This window comes from Caulobacter sp. BE264, from assembly GCF_031457805.1.
Classification (GTDB): Bacteria; Pseudomonadota; Alphaproteobacteria; order Caulobacterales; family Caulobacteraceae; genus Caulobacter.
In genome coordinates, this window is sequence record NZ_JAVDXI010000001.1 from 865,749 (window position 1) to 881,631 (window position 15,883).

Annotated in this window: 11 protein-coding genes; 6 read left to right on the plus strand and 5 right to left on the minus strand. The window is 65.7% G+C overall.

All coding sequences use genetic code 11. The features are described from left to right. Positions 1 to 25 precede the first annotated feature (25 nt). The 6 genes from J2X45_RS04190 (at position 26) to J2X45_RS04215 (ending at position 7,258) form a co-directional block, all read left to right on the plus strand. Entirely contained in the window at positions 26 to 1,477 is a 1,452-nt protein-coding gene (locus J2X45_RS04190; protein WP_310211608.1) for a deoxyribodipyrimidine photo-lyase, read from the plus strand. Positions 1,478 to 1,532: 55 nt separating this feature from the next. Further along, positions 1,533 to 2,762, plus strand: a complete 1,230-nt coding sequence (locus tag J2X45_RS04195) for a cyclopropane-fatty-acyl-phospholipid synthase family protein (RefSeq protein ID WP_310211610.1) — start codon at positions 1,533 to 1,535, stop codon at positions 2,760 to 2,762. Between the two features lie 175 nt (positions 2,763 to 2,937). Beyond that, positions 2,938 to 3,936 carry a cysteine synthase A gene (locus J2X45_RS04200; RefSeq protein WP_310211612.1) on the plus strand — a complete coding sequence of 333 codons (999 nt, stop codon included), beginning with the start codon at positions 2,938 to 2,940 and terminating at the stop codon, positions 3,934 to 3,936. A 73-nt stretch (positions 3,937 to 4,009) separates the two neighbouring features. Then, complete coding sequence (gene sseA / locus J2X45_RS04205; protein WP_310211614.1) at positions 4,010 to 4,867, plus strand: 3-mercaptopyruvate sulfurtransferase; 858 nt, start codon at positions 4,010 to 4,012, stop codon at positions 4,865 to 4,867. A 23-nt stretch (positions 4,868 to 4,890) separates the two neighbouring features. Next, positions 4,891 to 6,051: a cystathionine beta-lyase gene (gene metC, locus J2X45_RS04210; RefSeq protein ID WP_310211616.1), complete on the plus strand. Its 1,161-nt coding sequence runs from the start codon at positions 4,891 to 4,893 to the stop codon at positions 6,049 to 6,051. 130 nt (positions 6,052 to 6,181) lie between these two features. Next, complete coding sequence (locus tag J2X45_RS04215) at positions 6,182 to 7,258, plus strand: alkene reductase (RefSeq protein ID WP_310211618.1); 1,077 nt, start codon at positions 6,182 to 6,184, stop codon at positions 7,256 to 7,258. Positions 7,259 to 7,312: 54 nt separating this feature from the next. Here J2X45_RS04215 and J2X45_RS04220 read toward each other — a convergent pair whose 3' ends face one another. The 5 genes from J2X45_RS04220 to J2X45_RS04240 form a co-directional block, all read right to left on the minus strand. Next, positions 7,313 to 8,953, minus strand: coding sequence for an NAD(P)/FAD-dependent oxidoreductase (locus tag J2X45_RS04220; protein WP_310211620.1), 1,641 nt, complete (start codon positions 8,951 to 8,953; stop codon positions 7,313 to 7,315). A 44-nt stretch (positions 8,954 to 8,997) separates the two neighbouring features. Next, entirely contained in the window at positions 8,998 to 11,340 is a 2,343-nt protein-coding gene (locus J2X45_RS04225; protein WP_310211622.1) for a glycoside hydrolase family 95 protein, read from the minus strand. A 12-nt stretch (positions 11,341 to 11,352) separates the two neighbouring features. Beyond that, entirely contained in the window at positions 11,353 to 12,903 is a 1,551-nt protein-coding gene (locus J2X45_RS04230) for an alpha-N-arabinofuranosidase (RefSeq protein WP_310211624.1), read from the minus strand. Positions 12,904 to 13,016: 113 nt separating this feature from the next. Next, positions 13,017 to 14,819 (minus strand): IlvD/Edd family dehydratase, encoded by a 1,803-nt coding sequence (locus J2X45_RS04235; RefSeq protein WP_310211626.1) that lies wholly within the window; start codon positions 14,817 to 14,819, stop codon positions 13,017 to 13,019. A 175-nt stretch (positions 14,820 to 14,994) separates the two neighbouring features. Then, positions 14,995 to 15,738, minus strand: coding sequence for a FadR/GntR family transcriptional regulator (locus J2X45_RS04240; protein WP_310211628.1), 744 nt, complete (start codon positions 15,736 to 15,738; stop codon positions 14,995 to 14,997). Between the last annotated feature and the right edge of the window lie 145 nt (positions 15,739 to 15,883).

The following is a 15,883-nucleotide window of genomic DNA, read 5'->3' on the forward strand; positions in this document are numbered from 1 at the left end:
CAGAGGTGACCCTTGGGACAAGACGGTGCAAGTGCGGAACGACTCTGGCGACAGCAAGGCGGGCTCTGACGCCGTCATCGTGTGGTTTCGCAAGGACCTGCGCATAGCCGACAATCCGGCTCTGCGCCATGCTGCGGAGAGCGGCCGTCCGGTGATCCCGCTCTACATTCTCGACGAGACGCCTGGCGTGCGCCCGATGGGCGGCGCTTCACTCTGGTGGCTCGACAAGTCGCTCACGAGCCTGGCTGAGCGCCTCGAGGCCTTGGGCGCCAAGCTCATCCTCCGCAAAGGCGTCGCAGCGCAGGTGCTCGATGAGGTCATCGCGCAATCCGGCGCGACCTGTGTCCTGTGGAACCGGCTCTACGACCAGGCCTCCATGGACCGGGACGCGGCGATCAAGGCCGCCCTCAAGGATCGCGGCGTCGATTGCCAGAGCTTCAACGCCAGCCTTTTGAACGAGCCCTGGACGGTCAAGAACGGTTCGGGCCAACCCTACAAGGTCTTCACCCCCTACTGGCGCGCGGCGCGCGAGCATCTGACCCGCGTGGAGGCGACCGGCGCGCCTGGTCGCCTGGCGCCGTCGGACTGTGCTCCCCATGGCGACCGCCTCGCCGATTGGGGGCTGCACCCGACAAAGCCCGACTGGTCCCAAGGCTTCGCCGCCTGGACGCCCGGAGAAATGGGCGCCCACGCGCGGCTTGACGCCTTCCTCAAAGGTCCGATCGACGGCTACGGAGACCAGCGCGACGTCCCGGGCGTCGAGGCGACATCAAAGCTCTCGCCGCATCTCCACTTTGGAGAGATCGGGCCTCGCCAGGTCTGGATGGCGACCCGCAACGCCGCGGACCAGGGGGACATCCCGGTCGCCGAGGCCGACAAGTTCCTGTCGGAGATCGGCTGGCGCGAGTTCAACCATTCGATCCTGTTCCATTGGCCGCAGATGCCCAGCCGAAACTTCAAGCCGGAGTTCGACAGCTTTCCCTGGATCAAGGACGAGCGCGCGCTGGAGGCCTGGAAAAAGGGCCAGACCGGCTACCCAATCGTCGACGCCGGGATGCGTGAACTCTGGACGACAGGCTTCATGCACAACCGGGTACGCATGATCGTCGCCTCGTTCCTGATCAAGCACCTGATGATCGACTGGCGTGAGGGTGAGGCCTGGTTCTGGGATACGCTTGTGGACGCCGATCTGGCCAACAACGTGGGCAACTGGCAGTGGACCGCCGGCAGCGGAGCTGACGCCTCCCCCTACTTCCGGATATTCAATCCCATCGCCCAAGGCGAAAAGTTTGACCCCAAGGGTGACTATGTCCGACGCTGGGTTCCCGAGCTGCGCAGCATGCCTGACGAGGTTATCCACAAGCCATGGACCAAACCCCTGCATCTGACCGCCGGCGCCAAACGTCTCTATAGCCGACCGATCGTGGACCACGCCAAGGCGCGGGAGCGTGCGCTGGAGGCTTATCACAGCCTCTAGATGAGCGCGGGGTTTACAGGGCGGTCGTCGAAGGCGTTAATGAACGCGTAACCGGATGCGAGGCCTAGCCTTGGAAACTGCGCTCTGGAACGATCCCGATCTGCGAACCGCCCCCACAGCCTTCCGCGCGGCCTTGCGTGTCGTCGCCAGCAATTGGGACGCTGGCTCGATCACCTGGATCCTGCCGACTGGCAAGACGCTCAGGATCACCGGGCCGAATCCGGGTCCTGATGCGACGCTCAAGGTCAATGATTACAATTTCATGCGACGGGCTTTTACGTCCGGCGCTATCGGCTTCGCCGAGGGCTTCATGGCGGGCGAATGGGAAACACCTGACCTGTCGGCCGTGCTAGAGGCGTTCTCACTGAACTTCGACAAGCTGGGCGCGCTGGTGTCGGGCAATCCGCTGATGCGGGCCATTCACAGTCTCTACCACCTCCTGCACCGCAATAGCCGCTCGGGCTCGAAGAAGAACATCCACGCCCACTACGACCTGGGGAACAGTTTCTACTCGCGGTGGCTAGACCCCACGATGACCTATTCATCAGCGCTCTACGAACGGCCCGGCCAATCGCTGCCGGAGGCGCAGCGCGCCAAGTATGCGGCGCTGGCCCGCACCATCGATCTTGCGCCGGGCAAGCATGTGCTGGAGATCGGCTGCGGCTGGGGCGGCTTTGCGGAGTTCGCCGCCAAGGAGGTGGGGGCCAAGGTCACCGGCATCACCATTTCGCAGGCGCAGTACGATTTCGCCCGCAAGCGTCTGTTCGAACAGGGTCTTTCGGAGAAGGCCGATATCCGACTGGTCGACTACCGGGATGTCGAAGGCCGCTACGACGCCGTCGCCTCCATCGAGATGTTCGAAGCGGTGGGCGAGGAGTACTGGCCTGCCTATTTCAGCAAGGTCCGCGACGTTCTCGCGCCGGGCGGGCGCGCCGGCTTGCAGATCATCACCATTCGCGACGAACTGTTCGACGAGTATCGCGGACAGACCGATTTCATCCAGCGTTACATCTTCCCGGGCGGCATGCTGCCCAGCGAAGCCCGCCTGAAGGAAGAGACCGAGCGCGCAGGCCTGGAATGGAGTGATCTCAAGCGCTTCGGCCAGAATTATGCCGACACCCTGGCCGAATGGGCCCGCCGGTTCGAAGCCGCCTGGAGCGAGATTCGCAAGGACGGGTTCGATGAGCGCTTCCGTCGTCTATGGCGGTTCTATCTGAGCTACTGCGAAGCGGGCTTCCGGACTGAGCGGACCAACGTGATCCAGCTGGGTCTCAGTCGAGCCTAATTGGTCAGCCTTTGGGCTCAGCTTTCGATCCGGTGTCTTGTGGATAAGGGCCTAAGCACCTCCATCCATTGATGCTTTACCCGTGCACGTGTTGCGCCTTCAGGAAAACTGGGGTTGCGCACGGGCGGCGCGACACGATCTACCAGCGATCCGAAAAACTGCCCCAAGGCTCGCCATGTCCGTCCTGCCCAGCGTCCTCGACGCGATCGGAAACACACCCCTGATCCGTCTCGCCCGCGCCAGCGAAGCGACCGGATGCGAGATCCTGGGCAAGGCCGAGTTCATGAACCCGGGGCAGTCGGTCAAGGATCGCGCGGCGCGGGCCATCATCCGGGACGCGGAAGCCAAGGGCTTGCTCAAGCCCGGCGGCCGCATCGTCGAGGGCACGGCGGGCAACACCGGCATCGGCCTTGCCATGGTCGCCTCGGCGCTGGGCTACAAGACGACCATCGTCATCCCCCGCACACAGAGCCAGGAGAAAAAGGACGCGATCCGCTTGCTGGGCGCGGAGTTGGTTGAGGTGGACGCGGTCCCCTACTCCAATCCTGACAATTACGTCCGCTATTCCGGGCGCTTGGCCGAGGAACTTGCCAGAAGCGAACCCAACGGCGTGATCTGGGCCAACCAGTTCGACAACACCGCCAATCGCGACGCGCACTACCGCACCACGGGCCCGGAAATCTTCGAGCAGACAAGCGGTAAGGTCGACGGATTCATCTGCGCTGTCGGCTCGGGCGGGACCCTGGCCGGCGTGGCTGCGGCGCTGCGCGAACGCAATCCCAGCGTCAGGATCGGCCTGGCTGATCCCTACGGCGCGGCGCTCTATTCCTGGTACAAGGACGGTGAACTGAAATCGGAGGGCTCATCGATCAGCGAGGGGATCGGCCAGGGCCGGATCACGGCCAATCTCGAGGACCTGGTCATCGATGATCCATTCCGCGTCTCCGACGAGGAGATGTTGCAGGTCCTCTATGATCTCGTTCAACACGAAGGCCTGTGCCTGGGCGGATCGGCGGGGATCAACGTCGCCGGCGCGATCAAACTGGCCAAGGCGATGGGTCCGGGCCACACCATCGTGACGGTGCTTTGCGACCATGGCTCGCGCTACCAGTCCAAGCTGTTCAACCCCGTCTTCCTTAAGGAAAAGGGCCTGCCGACGCCGCCCTGGATGTAGCTTGCGATCGAGGCGCGTGGGGGCGATGTTGCCCGGCCCGCAACGTGGCGAGTCAGACCCCGAAAGGCGCCCCATGACCACCCCGTCCGATCCGCTTGTGACCACCGCTTGGCTGGCTCAGCATCTCGACGCTCCGGACGTAAGAGTGGTCGACGCCTCATGGCACATGCCCGCCGCGCAGCGCGACCCGCACAAGGAGTTCCTCACGGCGCATATTCCGGGCGCCGTGTTCTTCGATATCGACGAGATCGCCGACGAGACCAGCGATCTTCCGCACATGATCCCGTCGCCCACAAAGTTCGCCTCACGGGTCCGCAAGTTGGGGCTCGGCGATGGCTCGCGCATTGTGGTCTACGACAGCACCGGCATTCTGCCCGCCGCGCGCGTCTGGTGGCATTTCCGCGCCATGGGCCACGAGGATGTCGTCGTGCTGGACGGCGGTCTTCCCAAATGGATCGCCGAGGGTCGCCCGACGGAGGATGGCCCTGCCATGCCGCAAGAACGGCATTTCACGCCGCGCTATCAAGCCGACGTCTATCGCTCGCTGGAGCAGATGCGCGACATCGTCGCGACCGGTCGCGAGCAGATCATCGACGCGCGCGCCGCAGGACGGTTCGAAGGCGTCGATCCCGAACCCCGCGCCGGCCTGCGCGGCGGCCACATGCCGGGCGCCCGCAACATCCCCCTGTCGGCCTTGATCGCGCCGGATGGGACCCTGCTGTTGGCGGATAAGCTGAAGCCGGTGTTCGAAGCCGCCGGCGTCGACATCAACCGGCCCGTCGTCTCCACCTGCGGCTCTGGCATCACGGCCTCGGTCGTAGCCCTTGCGCTGGCCCGCATGGGCAAGCCGCGCTCGGCGGTTTATGACGGCTCGTGGACGGAATGGGGCGGCCTGGCGGATACGCCGGTCGTCACGGGCCCGGCCCAGTAGTCCCCCCGACCTCGAGACCCGCCATGGATGAAGAAACCCGCCTGATCCACACGGGCTCGGAGCCCGCTCGCCTGGGACGGACGGTCAATCCGCCTATCCAGCGCGGCTCGACCGTCCTGCTGCCCGACGCCGCTTCGCTGTACGACGACGATCAGCTGACCTACGGCATCACGGGCCTCTCCACGCCAACCGCGCTGCAGAGCGCGCTCGCCGAGTTGGAAGGCGCGACGAATGTCACCCTCTATCCGTCGGGCCTCGCCGCGATCACCGGGGCCCTGTTGGCCGTCCTGAAAGCCGGGGACGAGGTGCTCGTCGTCGACAGCGCCTACAAGCCGACCCGCCGTTTCTGCGACCGCGTGCTGGGCCGCTTCGGCGTGACCACGCGTTACTACGACCCGAAGCTCTCGCCCGATGCGCTGATGGCCCTGGTGACGCCTAGCACCCGTCTGATCGTGCTAGAAGCACCTGGCTCGCTGACCTTCGAGATGCAGGACATTCCCGCCATCGCCGCAGCGGCCAACGCGCGGGGCGTCATGACCCTGATCGACAACACCTGGGCGGCGGGCCTGCTGTTCAAGCCGCTGGCGCATGGCGTCACCCTCAGCGTCCAGGCCCTGACGAAGTATGTCGGCGGGCATTCGGACTGCTTTATGGGTTCAGTCGCGACGCGTGACGACGCCGTCGCCAAGCTGCTCGGCGACGCCATGTGGGACATCGGCTGGTCGGTGTCGTCCGATGACGCCTACACCATGCTGCGCGGCCTGCGCACCCTTTCGACGCGCCTTCCCCGCCACGCAGAGAACGGTCTGACCATGGCGCGCTGGCTGCAACAGCGTCCCGAGGTCGCACGCGTGCTGCATCCCGCCCTCCCCGGCGATCCCGGCCACGCGATCTGGAAGCGGGATTTCACCGGGGCCTGCGGCCTGTTCGGAGTGGTGCTCAAGCCGTGCTCCCAGAAGGCGGTCCATGCGTTCATGGACAGCCTGACGCTGTTCGGTCTGGGATTCTCCTGGGGCGGTTACGAGAGCCTGGCGCTGCACTGCGACCCGCAGCTGGGCGCGCGCTCGATCCCGGTGACGCTGGAAGGGCCACTGCTGCGTTTCCACATTGGTCTGGAGAGCATCGAGGACCTCAAGGCCGATCTCCGCCGAGGCTTCGAGGCCCTGACGGCGCATCCGGCCTAGCCGGCTTCGAGAATTCCACAGGCCGCTTTCAGAGGAAATCAGCCCCTGTCTCGGTTGCGGTTCGGGCCGGCGTGACCAGATAGGTCCGCAGACGCCGACGGTTGGTCGGCGCATGCCTAGGGACGAGTTCATGCCCAACCTGTTCGATCCGCTGCGCGTCGGCGACCTGACCCTGCCCAATCGTGTCGTGATGGCGCCGCTCACGCGACTGCGCGCCGGTCCGACCCATATCCCGAACGCCTTGATGGCCGAGTACTACGCCCAGCGCGCCTCCGCCGGCCTGCTGATCAGCGAAGGCGTGCCGGTCTCGCCGCAGGGCGTCGGCTACCCGGGTGTTCCGGGCATCTGGTCGGCCGAGCAGACCGAGGCCTGGAAGCAGGTCACCAAGGCCGTGCATGACAAGGGCGGCCGCATCTTCATGCAGATCTGGCACGTCGGCCGCATCTCCGACCCGTCGCACCTCAATGGCGCCTCGCCAGTGGGCCCCAGCCCGATCGCCGCCAAGGGGCATGTCAGCTTGCTTCGCCCCGAACGTCCCTACCCGGTCCCGCACGCCCTCTCGATCGAAGAGATCCAAGGCGTCGTCGAAGACTTCCGGCGCGCAGCCGAGAACGCTCAGGCCGCCGGCTTTGATGGCGTGCAGCTGCACGGCGCCAACGGCTATCTGCTCGACCAGTTCCTTCAGGACGGCAGCAACCAGCGCACCGACGCCTATGGCGGTTCGATCGAGAACCGCGCCCGTCTGCTGCTCGAGGCGACGGACGCGGCGATTTCGGTATGGGGCGCCGACCGGGTCGGGGTGCACCTCGCCCCCCGCCCGGACAGCCACACCATGGGCGACAGCGATCTGGCCAATACTTTCGGCCATGTCGCCGCGGCGCTGAGCCAGCGCAAGATCGCCTTCGTCTCGGCGCGCGAATACGAGGCGCCCGACAGCCTCGGCCCAGCGCTCAAGGCGGCGTTCGGCGGCCCCTACATCGCCAATGAGAAGTTCGACCTGGTCAGCGCGAACGCAGCCATAGAGGCCGGGCGCGCCGACGCGATCGCCTTCGGCAAGGCCTATATCGCGAACCCGGATCTGGTGGAGCGTCTCAAGGCCGGCGCGCCGCTGAACGCGCCGGACCCGTCGACCTTCTATGGCTACGACAACGGGCCGCGCGGCTACACGGACTATCCGACCCTGGCAGAGGCCACCGAGGCCGCCTAGAGAGAGCCGCACGAAACGGCGCGCCGAGCCCGTACGATCCGGCTCGGCGCGCTTTCAGCAGGCGCTGACCAAGCCCTCGGCGATGTATTGCTTGGCAACGGCTTCGGCGACCTTGATGCCGTCGACGGCCGCCGAGAGGATGCCACCGGCATAGCCTGCGCCCTCGCCCGCCGGATAGAGGCCGGCGGTGTTGAGGCTCTGGAAGTCCTTGCCGCGGGTGATCCGCACCGGCGAGGAGGTCCGGGTTTCCACGCCGGTCAGCACGACGTCGGGATGATCATAGCCAGGAATCTGGCGACCGAAGACCGGCAGAGCTTCGCGCATGGCCTCGATGGCGAAGCCGGGCAGACATTGCGCCAGATCCGTCAGATGGACGCCCGGCTTGTACGACGGCGTCACGGCGCCGAAGGCGGTCGAGGGACGCCCGGCCAGGAAGTCGCCGACCAGCTGGCCCGGGGCCTTGTAGGTGCCTCCGCCCGCCTGGAACGCCAGGCTCTCCCACTTCCGCTGAAAATCGACGCCAGCCAGCGGATGCCCCGGATAGTCGCGCTCAGGATCAATATCGACAACGAAGCCGGAATTGGCGTTCCGCTCATTGCGCGAATACTGGCTCATGCCGTTGGTCACGACGCGACCCGGCTCGGATGTCGCGGCTACGACGGTGCCGCCCGGGCACATGCAGAAACTGTAGACCGTCCGCCCGTTCTTGGTGTGATGCGAGATGGCGTAGGCCGCCGCGCCCAGGTCCTTGTGTCCCGCGCAGTCACCAAAGCGCGCGCGATCGATCCAGGATTGCGGATGCTCGATCCGCACACCAATCGAGAACGGCTTGGCTTCAATATGGACGCCGCGATCATACAGAACCTGGAACGTGTCGCGGGAGCTGTGCCCCAGGGCCATGACCACGTGGCTGGCCGGCAGGTACGGCTGGCCGGCGATGTGCAGCCCCTTCACGCGCCGCACGCCGTCCTCGCCCACCGCGATGTCGAAGTCCTCGACCCGGTGCTGCCAGCGATACTCACCGCCCAGGCTCTCGATCAGGGCCCGCATGTTCTCGACCATGTGCACCAGGCGGAAGGTGCCGATATGCGGATGGGCCTCTGTCAGGATCTCCTCGGGCGCTCCGGCCTTGACGAACTCGGTGAGCACCTTGCGGCCCAGGAAGCGCGGATCCTTGATCTGGCTGTAGAGCTTGCCGTCCGAGAAGGTTCCCGCCCCGCCCTCGCCGAACTGGACGTTGGACTCCGGGTTCAACTCGCTGCGGCGCCAAAGCCCCCAGGTGTCCTTGGTGCGCTCGCGCACGACCTTGCCGCGGTCGACGATGATCGGCTTCAGGCCCATCTGCGCCAGGATCAGGCCGGCGAACAGCCCGCAAGGACCCGCGCCGATGACGACCGGGCGCGGCCCATCAAAGCCTTCGGGGGCCTTGGCGACGAAGCGATAGCCGGTGTCCGGCGTGACCCGCACATGGTGGTCGCCCTCGAACCGGCGCAGCACCTCGGCCTCGTCGCGCAGGACGACATCGACCGAATAGACCATCTGGATGGCGGACTTCTTGCGCGCGTCGTTGGCGCGGCGGGCCACCGCGAAACTCACTAGGTCCGAGGCCGGCACGCCCAGACGCGCCAGGATGGCGGGCTCCATCGCGTCCGGCGGGTGGCCGAGCGGCAGCTTCAGTTCCGAAATACGCAGCATGACGCGCCTCTTAGCCGGAACGCGGCCGATGCGCCATCCAGGAGCTAGATCTGAACCAGCCGGCCTGCGCGCAGACCAATGCGGCGGGCTTGCCCCTTCCGCAGATCGAGCACCAGATGTGAGCTCCCGCAGACGAGCCGAACGGAGCCATCCGCTCCAGCTCTGACGATCGCCTCCTCAAGCCGCCCCGCCCGCCAGCGTACGTCGACACCCACTGCGCCCCGCGCGCGAAGGCCCGTCATGTGTCCGGTCGGCCAGGCGGACGGCAAGGCCGGCAGCAGGTGGATGTGATCGTTGCGACTTTGCAGGATCATCTCGGTCATGCCCGAGACGCCACCGAAATTGCCGTCGATCTGGAACGGCGGATGGGAGTCGAACATGTTCGGGTAGGTGCGCTCGGGCCCAAGCAGCAGCTTGAGAATGTGATGGGCGTGATCCCCCTCGCCCAGCCGAGCCCAGAGGTTCAGTCGCCAGGCGATGGCCCAGCCCGTCGACAGATCGCCCCGCGTCTGGAGGCTGGTCCGCGCCGCCGCCGCCAAGGCGGGCGTCTGGTCGATCGTGATCTGGTCCGACGGGAACAGGCCGTAGAGATGCGAGACGTGGCGGTGCTGGATGTCCGGCGCCTCGGCGTCCCAGTCCTCGAGCCACTCCTGCAGTTGTCCGTCCTTGCCGATCTTGTAGGGCGCCAAGCGGGCGCAGGCGGACGTCAGCTCGGCGACGAAGGCTTCGTCCCGCCCGAGGATCGCCTCGGCCTTCAGGCAGTTATCGAACAGGTCCCTGAGGATGGCCTGATCCATCGTGGGCCCGGCGACGAGAGCGGCGCCGCGAGCGTGCTCGTTCTCGGGCGAGATCGACGGGCTTGTCACCAGCGCGCCGGAGACAGGGTCGACCACCAAGGTGTCGAGGAAGAAGCGCGCCGCGCCCTTCATGAGCGGATAGACGCGCGCCAGATAAGCCCGGTCGCGCCCGTAGTCATAGTGATCCCAAACGTGCTTGCAGAGCCAAGCCCCGCCGGTCGGCCAGACCCCGTACTTCGCGCCGTCGATGGGCCCTGTCGCGCGCCACAGATCGGTGTTGTGGTGTGTGACCCAACCGCGTGCGCCATACACCGCCTTGGCCATGCGCTCGCCTGTCTGCGCGATATCCGAAACCAGGGCGATCAATGGCTCGACCAGTTCGGGGAGCGCCGTCGGCTCGGCCGGCCAGTAGTTCATCTCGGTGTTGATGTTGATCGTGTACTTGCCACCCCAGGGCGCTGAGGTCTTGTCGTTCCAGATCCCCTGCAGGTTGGCCGGTTGGCTTCCGGGTCGCGAACAGGCGATCAGCAGGTAGCGCCCGTATTGGAAGTAGAGCGCCGCGAGGGATGGGTCGTCCGTCATGGGCGAGCGACGGACCCGCTGGTCGGTCGGCGCCAGCGCAGCCCGCGTGTGACCAAAATCGACGCTCACGCGCCGAAAGAGCGCGCGGTGATCGGCTTGATGTCGCTCGAGCAACCGGGGCCACGACCGGCCGGCCGAGCGCGCCAGTGTCGCCACATTGAGCGCGCGGGGATCGCCGGAGACATCATCATAGCGGCGAAAGCTGGTCGCGGCCGCGATCAGCAGGACGACCTCGTCCGCCGCCTCCACGCATAGTTTGCCGTCACGGCGCATGACCCGGCCGCCCATGGCGCGAACCTGGACGCGGCATTCAAACCGCAGACGCGCCGGTACGCCTTGCTGACTGTCGTTGACGCCAGACAGAACCAGCGCTTCCCCCTCAACGGCGACATCGCTCTTGAGGGGCGAGGCGAAGCTCAGCTCTACAGAGATCGCGCCGGCTCGGCTGGCTGACAGTCGAAAGACGATCACCCCGTCCGGCGCGCTGGCGAAAACCTCGCGCTGGTGCGCCACGCCGCCCAGCCGAAAGCGCGTCGTCGCAATCGCCCCGTCGAGATCCAGCTCTCGCCTGTAGTCCGAGATCGGCTGGGTCAGACCCGGAAAGTCCAGACGCAGGTCGCCGATCGTCTGGTAAGACATCTGATGCTTGGGTCGCGCCAGGAACTTGGCGTCGGCCAGCGCCTCGGCCTTGGCGTACTCCCCCGCCGCGATCAGGCGTCGGATCTCAGGCAGCGCGGCGCTAGCCTCGGGATTGATCGGCTCATAGGGCCCGCCCGCCCACAGCGTGTCTTCGTTCAACTGCAGCCGTTCGGCCGCCACGCCGCCAAAGACCATCGCGCCAAGCCTGCCGGAGCCGACCGGCAGGGCCTCGACCCACTCGACGGCGGGCTGCCGGTACCAAAGGCGTTGGTTCAGCGCCTCGACTGAGCGGGCGCGCACTGGCGCGGCGCCGACCAGCGCCGAGCCGCCCAGAGCAGCGACGGCGCTACGGCGCGTAGGCCTGATCACCACGCGCCGTCCCTAGTCCAGCTTGACCACAACGACAGACTTCGACGGGATGTCCAGGGTCAGGCGATCACCGGCCAGCCTGGCGCCCTTGAAGTCGACCGGAACCACAGCGGGCTTGGCGCCGAAGGCGTTCATCGCGTCCATCTTGTCGGCGGTGAGAACCTGTCCGCTCACGGCCTTGGCCTTCAGGCCCGCCAGGGAAACGCTCAGCTTCACGCCATCATCCGGAGACATGTTGGCGATCGCGACATAGACCTTGCCGTCCTTGCCCTTGGCGGCCGAGGCGTTGAAAGCCGGGATCTTGCTGCCGGCGACGTCGATCTCTGGCGCCTTGGTCTCAAACGGGATCGCCGTCGAGTCCTGGAACGGCACGTACATCTGGTGGGCGTAGTAGGTCGGGGTCAGCACCATCTGGTCGCCCTTGGTCAGGATGACCGCCTGAAGGACGTTGATGGTCTGGGCGATGTTCGCCATCCGCACGCGCTCGGCGTACTGGTGGAAGATGTTGAAGTTCGCCGCAGCCAGCACGCCGTCACGCAAGGTGTTCAGCTGGTAGAGGTGGCCGGGGTTCGTGCCCGGCTCGGGATCGTACCAAGTCCCCCACTCGTCCACATAGAGCCCGATACGCTTCTGGGGATCATTGCGATCCATCACCGCGATGTGCTGGCGAAGCAGGTCGTCCATCCGCAGGGTCTGCGCGAACGACTTGCCCCAGGCGGCCTTGTCGAAGCCGGTGGCCGCGCCCTTCTTGTTCCAGTCGCCAGTCTGGATCGTGTAGTAATGCAGCGAGATGGCGTCCATCTGCTTGCCTGCCGCCTTGGTCAGAACGTCGGTCCAATTCACGTCGAACGAATTGGCGCCAGAGGCTACCCGAACCGCGGGATTGTCGCTGTTCTTATGGAAGAATGACGAGAAGCGGCGGTATTCGTTGGCGTAGTAGTCCGCCGTCATTTCGCCGCCGCAGCCCCAGTTTTCGTTGCCGATACCGATGAAAGGCACCTTCCACGGCTTGTCGCGACCGTTGGCGCGGCGCTCCTGGGCCAAGGTGTCGTCACCCGGCGAGGTCATGTACTCGATCCACTCGCGCATCTCGGTCGGGTTGGACGAGCCGACATTGACCGCGACATAGGGATCGGCGCCGACCTGCTCAGCGAAGTCCATGAACTCGTGGGTGCCGAACGCATTGGTCTCGGGCGAGCCGCCCCACCAGTTGTTCTTGCGCGAGGGACGCTTGTCGCGAGGACCAATCCCGTCGCGCCAGTGATATTCATCGGCGAAACAGCCGCCCGGCCAGCGGATCACGGGCGTCTTGATCGCCTTCAGCGCCCCGACGACGTCGCTGCGAACGCCTCGGACGTTGGGGATCTTCGAGTCCGGCCCGACCCAGATGCCATCATAGACGCCGGCGCCCAGATGCTCGGAAAATTGACCGTAGATGTAGCGCGAGATCGCGGGACCGGTCTGGTCGGCCCTCAACGTCGCCGAGGCGGCGATTTCGCCCGCCTGCGCCCCCGCCGCCATGGCCAGCAGCGCGACCGCCGCGCCTAACCACTTGCCGCCCATGGTTCTCTCCCTATCGACGATCTGTCGTTGAGGAAGCCATAGCAGTCGACCATTTGTCCGACAATATAGTTTCAGGATCGCCGTTCGCCGAAGGTTGTAACCCGCGATGATCCCTAGTGATTATCGCGCGGCAGGCCCTTGGTCTGGGCGATCCGCTGGTACTTTACGGCGGGCTCAAGCACCGCCCCCGCATCCATCTGTCCGACAACGGCGCGCTGGATCTCCTGCCAGGGCGTCTGGCTTTCGGGATAGGCGTAGCCGCCTACGGCTTCCAAGGCCCTGCGACGCTCCACGACTTCAGACGCGGAGATCAGCACGTCCACTCGGGACTTGCGCAAATCAAAGCGAACCCGGTCCCCCGTCTTCAGCAGAGCAAGCCCACCGCCGGCCGCGGCTTCCGGCGAGGCGTTGAGGATCGACGGCGACCCTGACGTGCCCGATTGGCGTCCGTCGCCGATGCAGGGCAGCTGATGAATCCCCTGTTTGATCAGATAGTCCGGCGCCCGCATGTTCACGACCTCGGCCGCGCCGGGATAGCCGATGGGGCCTGCGCCACGCATGAACAGGATCGAGTTGGCCGTGATCCCCAAGGTCGGATCATCGATCCGGTGGTGATAGTCCTCGGGCCCGTCGAAGACGATCGCGTCGCCCTCGAAAGCGTCCGGGTCCTCAGGGTTGGACAGATAGCGCGCGCGGAACTCGTCGCTTATCACGCTGGTCTTCATGATGGCGGAGTTGAACAGATTGCCGCGCATGATCGCAAAGCCGGCGCGTTCGACGAGCGGACGCGTAAACGGACGAATGACGTCCTCATCCTCGATGACGGCGCCGCGATATTGCTCGCCGATGTTCTGGCCGGACACCGCCCGAGCGTCTTCGTGGATCAGGCCCTGCGCGATCAGTTGGCCAAACACCGCCGGCACGCCGCCGGCACGATAATAGTCCTCGCCGAGATATTCGCCAGCGGGCTGCAGGTTGACCAGCAGCGGCACGTCCTTGCCGGCAGCCTCCCAATCCTCAAGCTTGAGCTCAACATCCATGTGACGCGCCAGGGCGTTCAGGTGGATCGGCGCATTGGTCGAGCCGCCGATGGCGGAGTTGACCACGATCGCGTTCAGGAAGGACTCGCGGGTCAGGATGTCCGATGGCTTGAGGTCCTCGGCCACCATCTCGACGATCCGGAGGCCCGTGCGATAGGCGTTCTCCTGGCGGTCTCGGTAAGGCGCGGGGATCGCGGCCGAGCCCGGCAACGACATGCCGAGGGCTTCGGTCAAGGAGTTCATCGTCGTCGCCGTGCCCATGGTGTTGCAATAACCGGTCGACGGCGCGGAACTGGCCACGAGCTTGATAAAGCCGGCGTTGTCGATCTCGCCGGCGGCCAGCATCTCTCGCGCCTTCCACACGATGGTGCCCGAGCCGGTGCGCTTGCCCTTGTGCCAACCATTCAGCATGGGGCCAACCGACAGGGCTATGGCGGGAATGTTGACCGTCGCCGCCGCCATCAGGCAGGCGGGCGTGGTCTTGTCGCAGCCGATCGTGAGCACCACCCCGTCCAGCGGATAGCCGTAGAGCAGCTCGACAAGGCCCAGGTACGAAAGATTGCGATCCAGACCCGCAGTGGGCCGTTTGCCAGTCTCCTGGATCGGATGCACCGGGAACTCCAGCGCGATCCCGCCAGCGCTGCGGATGCCCTCGCGCACGCGCTCCGCCAAAACTAGGTGATGGCGGTTGCACGGCGATAGGTCCGAACCGGTCTGAGCGATCCCGATGATGGGCCGGCCCGACTGCAGCTCTTCCAAGGTGAGGCCAAAATTCAGGTAGCGCTCCAGATAGAGCGCCGTCATGTCGATATTGTCCGGATTGTCGAACCAGGCCCGCGAGCGGAGCGTGCGGGGGGAGACTTTAGGGACGCTCATGACAACCCTTGATGACCAGGAACCGGCGGCTGCGACCGCCGGAATTCGACGCGGAACGACCACGCCGGCCTGTCACCGCCTCGCTTTTCATTTGTCTGACTATACCCTGCATCACAGGGCGTCAACGCAAGCGTCTCCCGGCCTTAGGGGTGACGAAACCAACCCGATACAGGGCTTAAGCCGTCATTGATGCGCGGGTGTCTTCCAGGGCGAGCGTGACCAACCGCTCCATCGCCTCGCGGGCTTGGTCCTCACGTCCGGCGGCGATGGCGTCGAACACTTTCCAGTGGTCCGGAACAGGATCCCGCGCGAGATCGCGGGAGCGTTGCTTGAAGATCGTGGTCCAGCGGACCGCCGCGCCGATGCTGCTGCTGAGTGTGAACAGCGGTCCGTTCGCCGTGGCCTCCAAAACCGCGTCGTGGAAGTCGCGATCAGCCGCCTGCCCCGCTTCGGTCGCCAACGTCTCGTGCTGCATGGTGACCAGCGCAGCGCGCATACGCTCCAGCTGGCCAGCGTCCCGGCGCTTCGCCGCGAGCGCAGCCGCAGCAGGTTCAACGATCATACGCAGCTCATAGAGCTCCTGGAGAAAGGACTCGCTGGGCTCGGACTCGAAGAACCAGGACAGAACCTCGGGATCCAGAAGACGCCACCGCGCGCGGGGACTGACCCGGGTCCCCGTTTTTGGTCTGCTCTCGACAAGGCCCTTCGCCGCGAGGATCCGGATAGCTTCGCGATAGGCGCTTCGCGAGACCTGGAGCCTTTCGCTGGCCTCAATCTCGTTGGTCAGCACGTCCCCCGGTTGGTGCTTTCCCGAGACAATCGCCGCGCCGAGCGATCGTGCGATCGCCCCGTGGAGGCGACCTGGCGCTTCTTCGCGCTCGGGTTCGCCGCCGCCCTCATCGCGTCTCGCCTTGGCCACTCGCTCATCGCTCCAACTTGCCTTGCAGGCGATGGACCTGCGGTGGCGGAGTCTAGGAATGTCACAGGGCCTGGAACAAGGAAATTCGGTCGCGGTCCGGACGACAGCGGTTTGACAGCGCGGTCAGGACAGTTATTTGTCTGAC

Bases quoted from the DNA above. Each gene is read 5' to 3' on its own strand.
- J2X45_RS04195 (WP_310211610.1), top strand. From the start codon at position 1,533: ATGCGAGGCCTAGCCTTGGAAACTGCGCTCTGGAACGATCCCGATCTG.
- J2X45_RS04200 (WP_310211612.1), top strand. From the start codon at position 2,938: ATGTCCGTCCTGCCCAGCGTCCTCGACGCGATCGGAAACACACCCCTG.
- sseA (WP_310211614.1), top strand. From the start codon at position 4,010: ATGACCACCCCGTCCGATCCGCTTGTGACCACCGCTTGGCTGGCTCAG.
- metC (WP_310211616.1), top strand. From the start codon at position 4,891: ATGGATGAAGAAACCCGCCTGATCCACACGGGCTCGGAGCCCGCTCGC.
- J2X45_RS04215 (WP_310211618.1), top strand. From the start codon at position 6,182: ATGCCCAACCTGTTCGATCCGCTGCGCGTCGGCGACCTGACCCTGCCC.
- J2X45_RS04220 (WP_310211620.1), bottom strand. From the start codon at position 8,953: ATGCTGCGTATTTCGGAACTGAAGCTGCCGCTCGGCCACCCGCCGGAC.
- J2X45_RS04230 (WP_310211624.1), bottom strand. From the start codon at position 12,903: ATGGGCGGCAAGTGGTTAGGCGCGGCGGTCGCGCTGCTGGCCATGGCG.
- J2X45_RS04235 (WP_310211626.1), bottom strand. From the start codon at position 14,819: ATGAGCGTCCCTAAAGTCTCCCCCCGCACGCTCCGCTCGCGGGCCTGG.